12 protein-coding genes are annotated in these 13,745 nt (G+C 70.9%); 5 read left to right on the top strand and 7 right to left on the bottom strand.

Annotated features, from left to right (window positions below):
- Positions 1–47 precede the first annotated feature (47 nt).
- Both ACZ5PB_RS17645 and ACZ5PB_RS17640 read right to left on the bottom strand, forming a co-directional pair.
- Entirely contained in the window at positions 48–2,474 is a 2,427-nt protein-coding gene (locus ACZ5PB_RS17645) for an HAD-IC family P-type ATPase (protein WP_468692058.1), read from the bottom strand.
- Between the two features lie 150 nt (positions 2,475–2,624).
- Positions 2,625–2,906 (bottom strand): DUF2530 domain-containing protein, encoded by a 282-nt coding sequence (locus ACZ5PB_RS17640; RefSeq protein WP_468692056.1) that lies wholly within the window; start codon positions 2,904–2,906, stop codon positions 2,625–2,627.
- Positions 2,907–3,120: 214 nt separating this feature from the next.
- On the opposite strand from ACZ5PB_RS17640, the gene ACZ5PB_RS17635 reads away from it, so the two are divergent.
- Positions 3,121–4,590: an NCS2 family permease gene (locus ACZ5PB_RS17635; protein WP_468692055.1), complete on the top strand. Its 1,470-nt coding sequence runs from the start codon at positions 3,121–3,123 to the stop codon at positions 4,588–4,590.
- A gap of 47 nt (positions 4,591–4,637) precedes the next feature.
- Here the strand turns inward: ACZ5PB_RS17635 and ACZ5PB_RS17630 are convergent, their stop codons facing one another.
- On the bottom strand, positions 4,638–4,829 hold the full coding sequence (locus ACZ5PB_RS17630; RefSeq protein WP_468692053.1) for a ribbon-helix-helix protein, CopG family: 192 nt from the start codon (positions 4,827–4,829) through the stop codon (positions 4,638–4,640).
- Between the two features lie 142 nt (positions 4,830–4,971).
- Here ACZ5PB_RS17630 and ACZ5PB_RS17625 point away from each other — a divergent pair, with 142 nt between their 5' ends.
- Together ACZ5PB_RS17625 and ACZ5PB_RS17620 are read left to right on the top strand one after the other, a co-directional pair.
- Positions 4,972–5,409, top strand: coding sequence for a MarR family winged helix-turn-helix transcriptional regulator (locus tag ACZ5PB_RS17625; RefSeq protein WP_468692052.1), 438 nt, complete (start codon positions 4,972–4,974; stop codon positions 5,407–5,409).
- 55 nt (positions 5,410–5,464) lie between these two features.
- On the top strand, positions 5,465–6,799 hold the full coding sequence (locus ACZ5PB_RS17620; RefSeq protein ID WP_468692050.1) for an MFS transporter: 1,335 nt from the start codon (positions 5,465–5,467) through the stop codon (positions 6,797–6,799).
- A gap of 85 nt (positions 6,800–6,884) precedes the next feature.
- On the opposite strand, the gene ACZ5PB_RS17615 is transcribed toward ACZ5PB_RS17620, so the two are convergent.
- Complete coding sequence (locus ACZ5PB_RS17615; protein ID WP_468692048.1) at positions 6,885–8,555, bottom strand: amidohydrolase; 1,671 nt, start codon at positions 8,553–8,555, stop codon at positions 6,885–6,887.
- Between the two features lie 48 nt (positions 8,556–8,603).
- Positions 8,604–10,058: an APC family permease gene (locus tag ACZ5PB_RS17610; protein WP_468692131.1), complete on the bottom strand. Its 1,455-nt coding sequence runs from the start codon at positions 10,056–10,058 to the stop codon at positions 8,604–8,606.
- 245 nt (positions 10,059–10,303) lie between these two features.
- Between ACZ5PB_RS17610 and ACZ5PB_RS17605 the strand changes: the two genes are divergently transcribed.
- Both ACZ5PB_RS17605 and thpR read left to right on the top strand, forming a co-directional pair.
- Positions 10,304–11,023, top strand: a complete 720-nt coding sequence (locus ACZ5PB_RS17605) for a TetR/AcrR family transcriptional regulator (RefSeq protein ID WP_468692047.1) — start codon at positions 10,304–10,306, stop codon at positions 11,021–11,023.
- A 306-nt stretch (positions 11,024–11,329) separates the two neighbouring features.
- Entirely contained in the window at positions 11,330–11,917 is a 588-nt protein-coding gene (thpR, locus tag ACZ5PB_RS17600; RefSeq protein ID WP_468692045.1) for an RNA 2',3'-cyclic phosphodiesterase, read from the top strand.
- Between the two features lie 162 nt (positions 11,918–12,079).
- On the opposite strand, the gene ACZ5PB_RS17595 is transcribed toward thpR, so the two are convergent.
- Both ACZ5PB_RS17595 and ACZ5PB_RS17590 read right to left on the bottom strand, forming a co-directional pair.
- Positions 12,080–13,081: an aldo/keto reductase gene (locus tag ACZ5PB_RS17595; protein ID WP_468692043.1), complete on the bottom strand. Its 1,002-nt coding sequence runs from the start codon at positions 13,079–13,081 to the stop codon at positions 12,080–12,082.
- Between the two features lie 120 nt (positions 13,082–13,201).
- Positions 13,202–13,735, bottom strand: coding sequence for a MarR family winged helix-turn-helix transcriptional regulator (locus ACZ5PB_RS17590; protein WP_468692041.1), 534 nt, complete (start codon positions 13,733–13,735; stop codon positions 13,202–13,204).
- Positions 13,736–13,745: the final 10 nt, after the last annotated feature.

Here is a 13,745-nt window from a genome sequence, read left to right as displayed (position 1 = left end):
GGGCGGAGCCACCAGTGGCTCCGCCCCTCCCCCCGTTCACGTATCCGTCAGGCCGGCCACTTCCGGCCGACCCAGCGCCACACCAGTTCCAGCAGGGCCGCCGCCGCGACGGCGATGCCCACCGCCGTCCACGGCATCGTCGTCCCGATGAGCTTCAGGGCGAAGAAGTCCTGGAGCCACGGCACCACCAGCACGATCAGGAAGCCGAGCCCCATCGTCGCCACCAGCGCGATCCGCCACCAGGTGTACGGGCGCGCGATGATCGCCAGTACCCACATCGCGACCAGGAACAGCGTCAGCGTCGCCGCGCTCGTCTCCGCCGCCAGTGCGTCGGGGCCGGAGTAGTGGGCGCGGGCCAGCAGGTACGTCGTGAAGGTCGCGGCCGCCGCGATGATGCCGCTGGGGATCGAGTACCGCATCACCCTGCGCACGAAGTGCGGTTTGGCCCGCTCCTTGTTGGGGGCGAGGGCCAGGAAGAACGCGGGGACACCGATGGTCAGCGTCGACATCAGGGTCAAGTGGCGCGGCAGGAAGGGGTATTCGACCTGGGTGCACACCACGAGGATGGCCAGCAGCACCGAGTAGACGGTCTTCGTGAGGAAGAGCGTCGCCACCCGGGTGATGTTGCCGATGACGCGGCGGCCCTCGGCGACCACGGACGGCAGGGTCGCGAAGCTGTTGTTCAGCAGCACGATCTGGGCCACCGCACGCGTCGCCTCGGAGCCCGAGCCCATCGAGACGCCGATGTCGGCGTCCTTGAGGGCGAGGACGTCGTTGACGCCGTCGCCGGTCATGGCGACCGTGTGGCCCTTCGACTGGAGGGCGGCGACCATGTCCCGCTTCTGCTGCGGGGTGACCCGGCCGAAGACGGCGTTGGATTCCAGGACGGCGGCCATCTCCGCCTGGTCCGTCGGCAGCTGACGGGCGTCGATCGTGTTCTCGGCGCCCGGCAGGCCCAGCTTCCCGGCGACGGCGCCCACGGACACCGCGTTGTCGCCGGAGATCACCTTGGCCTGGACGTTCTGGTCGGCGAAGTAGGCGAGGGTGTCGCCCGCGTCCGGGCGCAGCCGCTGCTCCAGGACGACCAGCGCGGTCGCTTTCGCACCTGCCGACACCTGGGGATCGTCCAGCTCACCGGCGGCGCGGGCGAGCAGCAGGACGCGCAGGCCCTGTGCGTTCAGCTCGTCGATCTCGGCCAGCGCCGGGTCGCCGGCCGGCAGGAGCACGTCCGGCGCGCCCAGCAGCCAGATCGAGTTCTCGCCGGTGCCGTCGCTGAAGGACGCCCCGCTGTACTTGCGCGCGGAGGAGAAGGGCAGCGACTCCAGCACCCGCCACTCCGCCTCGTCCGGGTACTTGTCCTTGATGGCCTGGAGGCTGGCGTTGGGCCGGGGGTCGGACTCGCCGAGCGCCCCGAGCACCTGTCGTACGTAACCCTCGTCGGCCCCGCCCAGCGGGCGCAGCTCGGTGACGTCCATGCCGCCCTCGGTCAGCGTGCCCGTCTTGTCCAGGCAGACGACGTCGACGCGGGCCAGCCCCTCGATCGCGGGCAGCTCCTGCACCAGGCACTGCTTGCGGCCCAGGCGGATGACACCGATCGCGAAGGCGACCGAGGTGAGGAGGACCAGGCCCTCGGGGATCATCGGGACGATGCCGCCGATGGTGCGGGCCAGCGACGCCTTGAACGGATTGTCCTTGGCCACCATCTGGCTGATGATCAGCCCGAGCGCGGTCGGGACCATCATCCAGGTCACGTACTTGAGGATCGTCGAGATACCGCTGCGCAGCTCGGAGTGGACGAGCGTGAAGCGCGACGCCTCCTCCGCGAGCTGGGCCGCGTACGCCTCCCGGCCGACCTTCGTCGCGGTGAAGGCGCCACCGCCCGCGACCACGAACGAGCCGGACATCATGGGGTCGCCCGGCTTCTTGAGCACCGGGTCGGCCTCACCGGTCAGCAGCGACTCGTCGACCTCCAGGTTGTCGGCCTCGGCGACCTCGCCGTCGACCACCACCTTGTCGCCGGGACCGAGTTCGATGACGTCACCGAGGACGATCTGCGAGGTCGAGATCTCGGCGGCCACCCCGTCCCGGCGCACCGTCGGCTTGGCCTCGCCGATGACCGCGAGCCCGTCCAGGGTCTTCTTGGCACGCAGCTCCTGGATGATGCCGATACCGGTGTTCGCGATGATCACGAAGCCGAACAGGCTGTCCTGGATGGGTGCGATGACGAGCATGATCGCCCAGAGCACACCGATGATCGCGTTGAAGCGGGTGAAGACGTTTCCCCGGACGATCTCGGCGGTCGAGCGGGAGCTGCGCACCGGGACGTCATTGACCTCGCCCCGGGCTATCCGCTCGGCCACCTCGGCGGCGCTGAGCCCCCTCGCACGCTCGGCGACGGCCGTGGCCGGAGGGCCGCCTGGTGGTTCCACCGGGTGTACGGGGTCCAGCTCCGAGCCCGCGTCAATGTGTGTCATGCGTCCGACGGTACGGGCCCAATCCGCCGTTCACCCGTTGAACGGCGGCAAGATCATGCCTTGGCAGGATGAGGTCGGGCCGAAGGTCGTACGCGGGGATGTACCGGCGTCTGATAGGCGCGTCCGACAGTTCCGGCAGTGGTGCGTCGGCTAGGCGGGGTCTCCGGCAGCCTCGGCCGCCGCCTTCTCCGCGGCGAACCTCTTGAGCGCCGCGTCGCGCCCCCGGACGTACCAGATTCCGATCAGGCCGAGACCGGCGCCGGCCAGCGGGGTCCAGTACCACCAGGTCAGGTCGCGGTCGGCGAACCAGCCGTAGAACGCGGCCTGGGCGAGGAAGATCACGAACCAGATGATCGTGCCGCCGACGATGGTGCCGACGACGGGCCCCTCCAGGGGCTCGGGTGCCTCGTGCTTCGCTGTCCACTTCGCCATGCGAGCCAGTGTAGGCCGCGCCCCCGGGGGGTTCGCGGGAAGGCCGTCGGGCCGGTCGGCGCTTGGGTCTACGCGCGGAGATACCGATCTTCCCCTTATGCATTCATACTGAATCTGCTTTGGTTTGACTGGTTCCGTTCGTTTAAACCTCCAAGCCAGGCCGGATTTCGTTCCCTTTGTTTCCCCCGCCCCTGTCTCTCCCGTGAGGTCACGCATGCCCCCCGCCAGCTCCCCGGTGGACGCCGCCGAGTCGTCGCCGTCCGACCCGAAGCCCGCGCAGCCGCAGGGGCCGGTCAACGGACTCGACCGGTTCTTCAAGATCACGGAGCGGGGCTCGACGGTCGGCCGCGAGCTGCGCGGCGGTCTCGCGACCTTCTTCGCGATGGCGTACATCATCGTGCTGAACCCGATCATCCTCGGCAGCGCCAAGGACATGTACGGACACCAGCTCGACAACGGCCAGCTGGTCACCGCGACCGTGCTGACCGCCGCCCTCTCCACGCTCCTGATGGGTGTCATCGGCAACGTCCCGATCGCCCTGGCGGCGGGCCTGGGCGTCAACACCGTCGTCGCCCTCCAGCTCGCGCCCAAGATGAGCTGGCCGGACGCGATGGGCATGGTCGTCCTCGCCGGTGTCATCGTCATGCTGATGGTCGCCACCGGGCTGCGGGAGCGCGTGATGAACGCCGTACCGCTGGGCCTGCGCAAGGGCATCGCGATCGGCATCGGCCTGTTCATCATGCTGATCGGCCTGGTCGACTCGGGCTTCGTGTCCCGGATGCCGGACGCCGCGCACACCACCGTCCCGCTCCAGCTCGGCACCGGCGGTCACCTCGTCGGCTGGCCGGTGCTGATCTTCGTGCTCGGTGTGCTGCTGACCCTCGCGCTCCTCACCCGCAAGGTGCCCGGCGCGATCCTGATCTCGATGGTCGCCATGACCGTCCTCGCGATGATCATCAACGCCATCGCCGACGTCCCGTCCTGGGGCCTGACGACGCCCGAGTGGCCCGGCAACCCGGTCGCCGCCCCCGACTTCGGGCTGATCGGCCAGGTCAGCCTGTTCGGCGGCTTCGAGAAGGTCGGCATCCTCACCGGCGCCCTCTTCGTCTTCTCGGTCCTGCTCTCCTGCTTCTTCGACGCGATGGGCACCATCCTCGCGGTCGGCGACGAGGCCAAGCTGACCGACGAGAAGGGCAACCTGCCCGGCGTCAACAAGGTCCTGCTCGTCGACGGCCTCGCGGTCGCCGCGGGCGGCGGCACCTCGTCCTCCGCCACCACCTGCTTCGTCGAGTCCACCGCGGGCGTCGGCGAGGGCGCGCGCACCGGCCTCGCCAACATGGTCACCGGCGGCCTCTTCGCGGTCGGTCTCTTCCTGACCCCGCTGGTCACGATGGTCCCGTCGCAGGCGGCCACCCCGGCGCTGCTCGCGGTCGGCTTCCTGATCCTGTCCGGCTCGATCAGGGCCATCGACTGGAGCGACTACACGATCGCGGTGCCGGCGTTCCTGACGATGCTGATGATGCCGTTCACGTACTCGATCACGAACGGCATCGGCATCGGCTTCGTCAGCTTCTGCGTGCTGCGCCTGGCCGCGGGCCGGGGCCGCGAGGTGCCGGCGGCGATGTACGCGGTGTCGGCGGTCTTCGCCTTCTACTACCTGATGCCGGCGCTGGGCCTCACGTAGGCGCTGGGGCCTGACGAAGGCGGCGGGCCTGGCGTAGGCGCGGGGCCTCAGGCCGCCCCGTAGAACTTCTCCGTCTCGTCGACCGCGGTCTTGAACCGCTCGTCGAAGTCATCGCGAATGAGCGTCCGGACGACATAGTCCTGGACGCTCATTCCGCGTTTCGTGGCCCGCTCGCGCAGCCGGTCCAGGAGGTCGGCGTCTATCCGCAGGCTGAGCACCGACGAGTCCGATGAGTCCATTTCCCCAGGGTCGGCCGACGCTCCCGCGCCGCGCGTCACTTTCCGGCCTCAGCTCACTCGTACGGGTGACTTCAGCCACGCTCGCGTGCGCACGCGTGATTCAGTTGGTCTTTAGAGTGGGTAATGAGTTATGCTAACGAACATGCCTGACCTGTCCCACGGCGACAACGCCGCCGCCGTGAACGCCCTCCGCTCCGCAGTCATGCTGCTGAGCCGGCGTCTGAAGCACCAACGAGTCGACGAGTCGCTGAGCCCCACCGAGATGTCGGTGCTCGGCACCCTCGCCCGCTGTGGTTCGGCCACACCCGGGGAGCTGGCCCGCAAGGAGCACGTACAGCCGCCGTCGATGACCCGCATCGTGGCGCTGCTCGAAGCCAAGGGGCTGGTCAGGCTCGAACCGCACCCCGACGACCGCCGCCAGAAGGTGGTCCGCCAGACCGAGACCGCGGAGGCCATGCTCGAAGAGAGCCGCCGCAAGCGGAACGCCTGGCTGTCCCATCTGGCCGACGGCCTTGACGAGGACGACTGGGCGAAGCTGCGCGCTGCCGCCCCGGTCCTGGAGAAATTGGCCCACCTGTAATCCACGAGGTGGGCAAGCAACCGACCCCGCGCGCCGCCAAGGAGGCGAACCCACTTTGAGTACGGGAACCGGAGCAGACTCCGCCCCCGCACCGACCGCACCTACTTCGATGTTCAGCTCGCTCAGGAACCGGAACTACCGGCTCTTCGCAAGCGGGCAAGTGGTGTCGAACACCGGCACCTGGATGCAGCGCATCGCCCAGGACTGGCTGGTGCTCTCGCTCACCGGCTCGGCGTCCGCCGTCGGCCTGACCATCGCCCTGCAGTTCCTGCCCATGCTGCTCTTCGGCCTGTACGGGGGCGTACTCGCCGACCGCCTGCCGAAGCGGCCCCTGCTGCTGGCCACCCAGTCCGCGATGGGCCTCACCGGCCTGGCGCTGGCCGCCCTGACCCTGACCGGTCACGTCGAGGTGTGGCACGTCTACGCGACGGCCTTCGTCGGCGGTCTGATCACGGTCGTCGACAACCCGGCCCGGCAGACCTTCGTCGCCGAGATGGTCGGCCCCGACGAGATCCGCAACGCGGTGAGCCTGAACTCCGCGAACTTCCAGTCCGCCCGGCTGGTCGGCCCCGCGGTCGCCGGTGTCCTGATCACCGCCGTCGGCAGCGGCTTCGCCTTCCTGCTCAACGGCCTGTCCTTCCTCGCGCCCATCGCGGGGCTGCTGATGATGCGCACCTCCGAACTCCACAAGGTGGAGCGGACGCCGCGCGGCAAGGGGCAGCTGAGGGAGGGACTGCGGTACGTCGCCGGACGCCCTGAGCTGATCTGGCCGATCGTGCTCGTCGGCTTCATCGGGACCTTCGGCTTCAACTTCCCGATCTGGCTGTCCGCCTTCGTCGACGACGTCTTCCACGGCGACGCGGGCACCTACGGCCTGCTCAACACCCTGATGGCGGCCGGTTCGCTGGCCGGCGCCCTGCTGGCCGCACGGCGCGGCACCTCGCGGCTGCGGCTGCTGGTGGGCGCCGCGGTGCTCTTCGGCGTGCTGGAGGTCGTGACGGCGTTCGCGCCGGAGTTCTGGCTGTTCGCCGTGATGATGGTGCCGATCGGCATGTTCGGGCTGACGGTCAACGTCACCGCGAACTCCAGCGTCCAGATGGCCACCGACCCCGTGATGCGGGGCAGGGTGATGGCGCTCTTCATGATGGTGTTCACCGGCGGTACGCCGCTGGGCGCACCGCTGCTGGGCTGGATCACCGACACGTACGGCGCCCGGATCGGCTTCGCGGCCGGAGGCGTGATCTCCGCGCTGGCGGCGGCGGGCATCGGCGCGCTGCTGTGCCGGGTCGGCGGACTGCGTCCGAAGCTGGACCTGCGCAGGGGGCACCAGCACCTGCTGCTGGTGCCGAGCGAGCGGGGCCGCCGCAAGGAGCTCGTCGCGGTGGCTTAGGCCTCGCGGTGGCTTAGGCCCCTTCCCTCTGCCGGGCCTTCCCTCTGCCGGGCGGCCCTCCGCGCCGCCCGGCAGAGGTGCTCCGTCAGTCCTCCGCCGCGTACACCCGCTCGCCGCCCACGTAGGTGGCGGACACCCGCGCCTGGGCTATCTCCTCCGGGGCTCCCGCGAAGACGTCCCGGTCCAGGACGGTCAGGTCGGCGAGGTTGCCCACCCGGATCGACCCGGTGTCGTCGAGGTGGTTCACATACGCGCTGCCCGCCGTGTAGGCCGCCACCGCCGCGCCCAGGTCGATCCGCTGCTCGGGGAGGAAGACGGGGGCGTCGGAGCCCGGCTCCCTGCGGGTCACCGCCACCTGGAGCGCGGACAGCGGGTCCGGGCTGCTGACCGGCCAGTCGCTGCCCGCGCAGAGCGTCGCACCGGCCCGCAGCAGGTCCCCGAAGGGGTACTGGTGGGCGGCCCGCTCCGCGCCCAGGAACGGGATGGTCAGTTCGTCCATCTGGGGTTCGTGGGCGGCCCAGAGTGCCTGGATGTTGGCGGTGGCGCCCAGCTCGCGGAAGCGCGGCACGTCGTCGGGGTGCACCACCTGGAGGTGCGCCAGGTGCGGACGGGTGTCCGTCCAGCCGTTGGCCCGGCGCGCCGCCGCCACCGCGTCCAGGGCCTCCCGTACGGCCCGGTCGCCGAGCGCGTGGAAGTGCACCTGGAAGCCCGCCGCGTCGAGCGAGGTGACGTACGAGGAGAGGGCCTTGGGGTCGATGAAGGAGATGCCGGAGTTGTCGGAGGCGCAGCCGCAGGCGGTCAGGTAGGGGTCGAGCATCGCGGCGGTGTGGTTCTCGGCGATGCCGTCCTGCATGATCTTGACGGTGGACGCGCGGAGCCGGTCGCCGACCGTCAACTCCTCCCGTCGAGCGAGCAGTTCGGGGATCTGCTCCTCGCCCCTGGCCCGGTCCCACCACAGCGAGCCGACCACCCGCGCGGTGAGCAGTCCGTCCCGGGCGGCGGCCAGGTACGCGCGTGCCGGGTCCGCCATGCCCGCGTGGTCGCCGAGCAGGGCGTCCTGCCAGGCGGTGATGCCGTGCGAGTGGAGCAGGGCCTGGGCGCGCAGCAGCCCGGCCAGCAGCTGGGCGTCGCTCGTCTCGGGGACGTACCGGGCCACCAGGCCCATCGCGCCCTCCTGGAGCATCCCGGTCGGCACCCCGTCCGCGTCCCGCTCGATCCGGCCGTCCGCCGGGTCCGGGGTCTCCGGTACGACCGAACACAGCTCAAGCGCACGGGAGTTGGCCCAGCCGCCGTGGTGGTCGCGGTTGACCAGGTAGACCGGGCGGTCCGGCACCAGCTCGTCGAGGAACTGCCGGGTCGGCGTCCCGCCCGGGAACGCCTCCATCGACCAGCCGCCGCCCGTGATCCACTCCGCCTCGGGGTGGGCGTCCGCGTACGACCGTACGATCTCGCGGTACTCCCGCGCGGTGACCGCGCCCGTCAGATCGCACTGGCCCATCTCGACGCCGCCGCCGACCGGGTGGACGTGCGCGTCCTGGAAACCGGGCAGCAGCAACTTCCCCGCCAGGTCCACGACTTCGGTGCGCGGGCCGATCAGCTCGCGCACCTCGTCGTGCCCCACCGCGACGATCCGCCCGCCGCGCACCGCGACACCCGTCGCCCGGCTGCGGGCCGCGTCGACGGTGTGCACGGGGCCGCCGGTGAGGACCAGGTCGGCGTGGGGGTGGGGTGAGGCGGGGGTGTTGCGGCTGGGCATGGGGGGTGCTCCTTCGGTGGTGAGTGCGGAGGGGGAGTGGTGGTCGGTTCAGTGCGGGGCCGGGGTGCTGTCCATCGGGAGGATCAGGGCGTCGCCGTCGGTGCCCCGGCCCCTGCCCCGTCCGTCGGAGGTGAAGTACGGGGATTTCCTTGCCCATTTGGCGACGGCCGCCGCGATCAGCCCGGAGATGATGATCAGCGCCGGAATGGTCAGCATGAACCATCCGTTGTCGGGACTCGCCTCGAAGTGGTCGCTCATCGTGGCGTAGTTGTACGCGAGGTAGCCGCCGAGCCCGAAGAGCGCGAGCCCGCTCGCGGCCGGCACGATCACGGCGGCGAGTGCCTCCCTCGGCCCGGCCCGCAGGCTCGTCCGGAAGCGGACGGCACAGGCGATCGCGGTGAGCCCGTAGTAGAGGGAGACGGTCAGACCGATGGAGTTCACGGCGGTCAGGATCATGTCGTTGAGCTTGGGGATGCCGACCGCGAGCACGGCGATGGCGGCGGCGATGGCCATCAGGACGAGGGTGCCGACGGCGGGGGTCCCGTAACGGGGACTGATCCGGGCCCACACCTTCCCGAGCGTACGGTCGCGGCTCATGGCCAGGTTGCCGCGCGCGGTCGGGATCACGCTCGACTGGAGCGAGGCGAAGGCCGAGCACATCAGGGCGGCGAGGGGGAGCGAGGCCCACGGTTCGGAGGCGAGGTGGGAGCCGAGGAAGGTGAGGGCCTGCGGGCCGTTCTCCACCAACTCGTCCGTGGACATCACCCGTTGGAAGGCGATCGAGGCGAAGAGGAACAGGCCGAGCATCGTGAACAGCGCGATGAAGCCGCCGCGTGCGGCGTCCCTCGGGTCCTTGCTCTCCTCGTTGACGCTGAACGCCGCGTCCCAGCCCCAGAAGATGAACACGGCGAGCACCAGGCCCTGGGCGAGCGACTGCCCGGAGGTGATCTCGAAGGGGTTCAGCCAGGAGAGCGAGAAGGGCTGGTCGCCCACGGCGATCGCCCAGCCGCAGAAGACCAGCAGCACGGCGTACTCGAAGACCAGCAGGCCGAGCTGGAGGCGGGTGGCGCCGCGCACGCCGGTGATCGCGGTGAGGGTGACCGCGACGAGCGCGACCAGGCCGACGACCGTGCTGATGCCGGTGGACGACGGGTCCAGGGCCAGGCCGAGGACCGAGTGCAGGCCCATCTTGTTGAGGAACTGGAGGATGACGGAGCCGGTGACCGCACCGGTGTACGCCATGAAGATCATCGTGCCGACGAGGACGACCCACCCGGTGAGGAACCCGGGCCAGGGGCCGAGCGACCGGCCCACCCAGGTGTAGCCGCTGCCGCAGTTGGGCTCGACGCGGTTGAGGCGGGCGTAGGCGAGGGCGATCCCGATGATCGGGACGAAGGCCAGGAGCAGGATCACCGGGGTCTGGCGGCCGGCGTAGGCGGCGAGCGTGCCCATTCCGATGCCGATGCTGGTGGTGGCGGCGGTGCTGGAGGCGGCGATGGCCATGCCGTCCTTGACGCCGAGGGAGCGGCGGAGGGTGGGCGGTGCCGGGGTGGCTGCGGATGTGGTTGCGGGTGTGGCTGGTGGTGGCGGTGGTTGCTGCTGCGTGTTCTGGGGCACGGCGCACTCACTCCTTGGCGGACCACTTCTAGGGGATGTGGGGCGATGAAACAGGCGGCGTCAGTGTTATGTCAATGGTGTTGACGTAACGCGGTGGTTAACTGGCGTGGAGCTGGGAGAGGGAGGGGTGTGTGGTCGTGGCAGAGGGCGGGTCGCGTGTTCCGGCGGAGCGGAAGCGGCGGCGGCCGACCCGTTCGGGGGTCGTGCTCTCCGAGGAGCGCATCCTCGACCGGGCCCTGGAACTGGTCGACGAGCACGGGGCGGAAGCGCTGACCATGCGGAAGCTGGGGCAGGCGCTGGGGGCCGACCCGAGTGCGGTCTACCGCTACTTCCGCTCCATGGAGGACCTGCACCTGGCGATGGGCGACCGGCTGATCGCCCACACCATGGCGGGCTTCGTGCCGGATCCGGACCCGGCCAACTGGCGTGCGTCGCTACGGGAGTTCGGGATGCGGGCGTACCACTCGGCGCAACGGCACCCGAGGGTCGCGCTGTTGAGCGGCTTCCGGGTGACGAGCCGGCCGCACGAGCAGCGGGCCATCGACACCGGTGTGGGGCTGCTGCGTACGGCGGGCTTCGACGACGCGTCGGCGGTGCGCTACTACCACGCCTTCATCGACACGGTCCTGGGCCATGCGGCCCTGGACGCGGCGGTCCAGGGCCTGCGGCCGGACCAGCGGGAGGCGGACGAGGGGGCGTGGGCGGGGGTGTACGAGGGGGTGTCGGAGGAGGAGTATCCGCACCTTTACGCGGTGCGGGGGCATTTGCCGGGGATGGCGGGGTCGGCGTTCGAGGGGGCGGTGGATTTGCTGTTGGGGGCGATTGAGGGGGAGTTGAGGGGGGCGGGGTAGGGGTCGGCCACTGCGTACCGGGGGCGGCGTCGCGCCTGCGGCGGGCGAGTGCCCCTCCCCGCCCCTTCCCTAGACCGCTGGCCGCGGGGCCAGGGGTGCTTACGCGCGGGCCGGTGGTGGGTTGCTCGCGCAGTTCCCCGCGCCCCTGACGGGGCGCCTCCCCGCCGCCGCCCCCGCCCCCCTTGGGCACCGGGGCCGCCCCCCGGGGGCGGGACGGGTGGGCAAGGGGGGCGGCCCCCGACCCCGCTCGGACCCTCGCTCCCGCCCCACCTCCGCCATGGCCCCCGCCCCACCCACAATGTCCCCATGAGACTCTTCGCCGCCGTCCTGCCCCCCACCCCCGCCCTCTCCCAACTCGCCACCGCCGTCGACCACTTGGAAACCCTCCCCACCTCCCGGAACCTCCGCTGGACCGGTCGCCCCGGCTGGCACTTCACGCTTGCCTTCCTCGGTGAAGTCCCCGACGAGCACCTCGCGCCGCTGCAAAGGGCGCTCGCCCGGGCCGCCGGTGAGGTCCGGCCCTTCACCCTCGCCCTCAAAGGGAGCGGCCACTTCGACGGCCGCGCCCTCTGGGCCGGTGCCGACGGTGACCTCCCCGCCCTGCGCCGCCTCGCCACCGCCGCCGCCGACGCCTCCCGCGAGGCCGGTGTGGAGCCCGACACCGGCTTCCCGTTCCGCCCGCACCTCACCCTGGCCCGGACCCGTCGGCACGGCGAAGGGGCGAGGGCGACGGATCCGGACCTCGGTCCGTACCTCGCCGCCCTCGCCCCCTTCTCCGGCACGCCCTGGCAGGTGGACGAGCTCTCCCTCGTACGCAGCAACCTTCCCGAGCACGGCATCCCCGGCTTCGGACCGCGCTACGAGACCGTCGCCGCCTGGCCGCTGGGCCGGTGAGCGGACGCACCCGCCGCTCCGGTTACGCTCGATACCGTGAATCCCAAAATCCGTAACCAGATCATGGCCGGTGTGCTGGTCCTCATGTTCGTCGTCATCGCGGCGGCGTCCATCGCGGGCAACTGACGCCCGCACCTTTCACCACACCCGTCACCGCACCTGTCACCAGGCGAAGGACTCCGGCGACTCCCCCGGGCCGGGGAAGATCTCGTCCAGCGACGCCAGCAGCTCCGCCGACAGCTCCAGCTCGACCGCCCGCAGCGCGGACGCGAGCTGGTCCGCGGTGCGCGGGCCGACGATCGGTCCGGTGACCCCGGGCCGCGTCAGCAGCCAGGCGAGCGCCGCCTCGCCCGGCTCGACGCCGTGCTTGGCCAGCAGGTCCTCGTACGACTGGACCTGCGCCCGTACGGCCGGCTTCGCGAGCTCGTCGGCCGCCCGCCCCGACGCGGTGCGCGAGCCGCTGCCGCCCTCGCGCTCCTTGCGCAGCGCGCCGCCCAGCAGCCCGCCGTGCAGCGGCGACCACGGGATGACCCCGAGGCCGTACTCCCGGGCCGCCGGGATGACCTCCATCTCGGCGCTCCGCTCGGCCAGGTTGTACAGGCACTGCTCGCTGACCAGGCCGTACGAGCCGAGCCGGCGGGCGGTCTCGTTCGCGCGCGCGATGTGCCAGCCCGCGAAGTTCGACGAACCGGCGTAGAGGATCTTGCCCTGCTGGACCAGGACGTCGACGGCCTGCCAGATCTCCTCGAACGGGGTCGAGCGGTCGATGTGGTGGAACTGGTAGACGTCGATGTAGTCGGTGCCCAGCCGCTTGAGGCTGGCCTCGACGGAGCGGCGGATGTTCACCGCCGAGAGCTTGTCGTGGTTGGGCCACGGGGTCTCGCCGTCGCCCGCCATGTTCGCGTAGACCTTGGTCCCGAGGACGACCTTGTCGCGCCGCCCGCCGCCCTTGGCGAACCAGGAGCCGATGATCTCCTCGGTGCGGCCCTTGTTGTTGCCCCAGCCGTAGGCGTTCGCGGTGTCGAAGAAGTTGACCCCCGCGCCGAGGGCCGCGTCCATGATCGTGTGACTGTCGGCCTCGTCGGTCTGGGGCCCGAAGTTCATCGTGCCGAGGACGAGACGGCTGACCTTGAGTCCGGTGCGTCCGAGCTGTGTGTACTTCATGACAGCCCAGCCAACGCCTTCGAGCACGCTCGATGCAAGGGGGCGGGGCGGGGCGGGTGGTGTCTCTCGTGGGGTGTCCGGGTGCCCGGGTGTCCGGGCTTTGACCGGTTGGCTGTCCGGCTATGCGCCCAGCCAGCCGCCCGGGTCCAGCCGGAAGCGGTCCGCGGGCGGGACGACCGTGCGCAGGGCGTTCTCCAGGTCGTGGACCCGGTCCGGGCCCAGGGTGGCGGCCCATTCGGCGCGCAGGGCGTCGAAGATCCTGGCCGAGCGGGTCAGGGCGTCGATGCCGTGCGGGGTGAGGCGGATGAGTTTGCGGCGGGCGTCGGCGGGGTCGGGGGTGGCCTCGGCGTAACCGAGGGCGATGAGGCGGTCGGCCGTCTTGCCCGCCGCCTGCTTCGATACGCCGAGGTGGCGGCCCATCTCGGTGGCGGTCGCGCCCTGCGGTCCCGAGGCGGCGATCGCCTGCATGGCGAAGCCGTGCGCGGGGCGGGCGTCGGGGTGGCCCTGGGTCGCGAGTTCGGCGTGCAGCCGGTCGATGAGGGTGCGGAAACCGGCGAGGAGGAGGAGCGGCAGCTCGAAGCCGGGGGTGTCGTCGTGCTGCGGAGCACCCTTGCCAGATTCGACAACCTGGTTTACCTTTTGTTCGTCAACCATGTTGTCCATT

Source organism: Streptomyces sp. NPDC032721 (assembly GCF_055579625.1).
Note: the sequence above shows the minus strand (reverse complement) of the source record. Positions and strands in the feature narration are given on the sequence as shown.

Coding starts and splice junctions, on each gene's coding strand:
- ACZ5PB_RS17645 (WP_468692058.1), bottom strand. CDS start 2,474: ATGACACACATTGACGCGGGCTCGGAGCTGGACCCCGTACACCCGGTG.
- ACZ5PB_RS17640 (WP_468692056.1), bottom strand. CDS start 2,906: ATGGCGAAGTGGACAGCGAAGCACGAGGCACCCGAGCCCCTGGAGGGG.
- ACZ5PB_RS17635 (WP_468692055.1), top strand. CDS start 3,121: ATGCCCCCCGCCAGCTCCCCGGTGGACGCCGCCGAGTCGTCGCCGTCC.
- ACZ5PB_RS17630 (WP_468692053.1), bottom strand. CDS start 4,829: ATGGACTCATCGGACTCGTCGGTGCTCAGCCTGCGGATAGACGCCGAC.
- ACZ5PB_RS17625 (WP_468692052.1), top strand. CDS start 4,972: ATGCCTGACCTGTCCCACGGCGACAACGCCGCCGCCGTGAACGCCCTC.
- ACZ5PB_RS17615 (WP_468692048.1), bottom strand. CDS start 8,555: ATGCCCAGCCGCAACACCCCCGCCTCACCCCACCCCCACGCCGACCTG.
- ACZ5PB_RS17610 (WP_468692131.1), bottom strand. CDS start 10,058: ATGGCCATCGCCGCCTCCAGCACCGCCGCCACCACCAGCATCGGCATC.
- thpR (WP_468692045.1), top strand. CDS start 11,330: ATGAGACTCTTCGCCGCCGTCCTGCCCCCCACCCCCGCCCTCTCCCAA.
- ACZ5PB_RS17595 (WP_468692043.1), bottom strand. CDS start 13,081: ATGAAGTACACACAGCTCGGACGCACCGGACTCAAGGTCAGCCGTCTC.
- ACZ5PB_RS17590 (WP_468692041.1), bottom strand. CDS start 13,735: ATGGTTGACGAACAAAAGGTAAACCAGGTTGTCGAATCTGGCAAGGGT.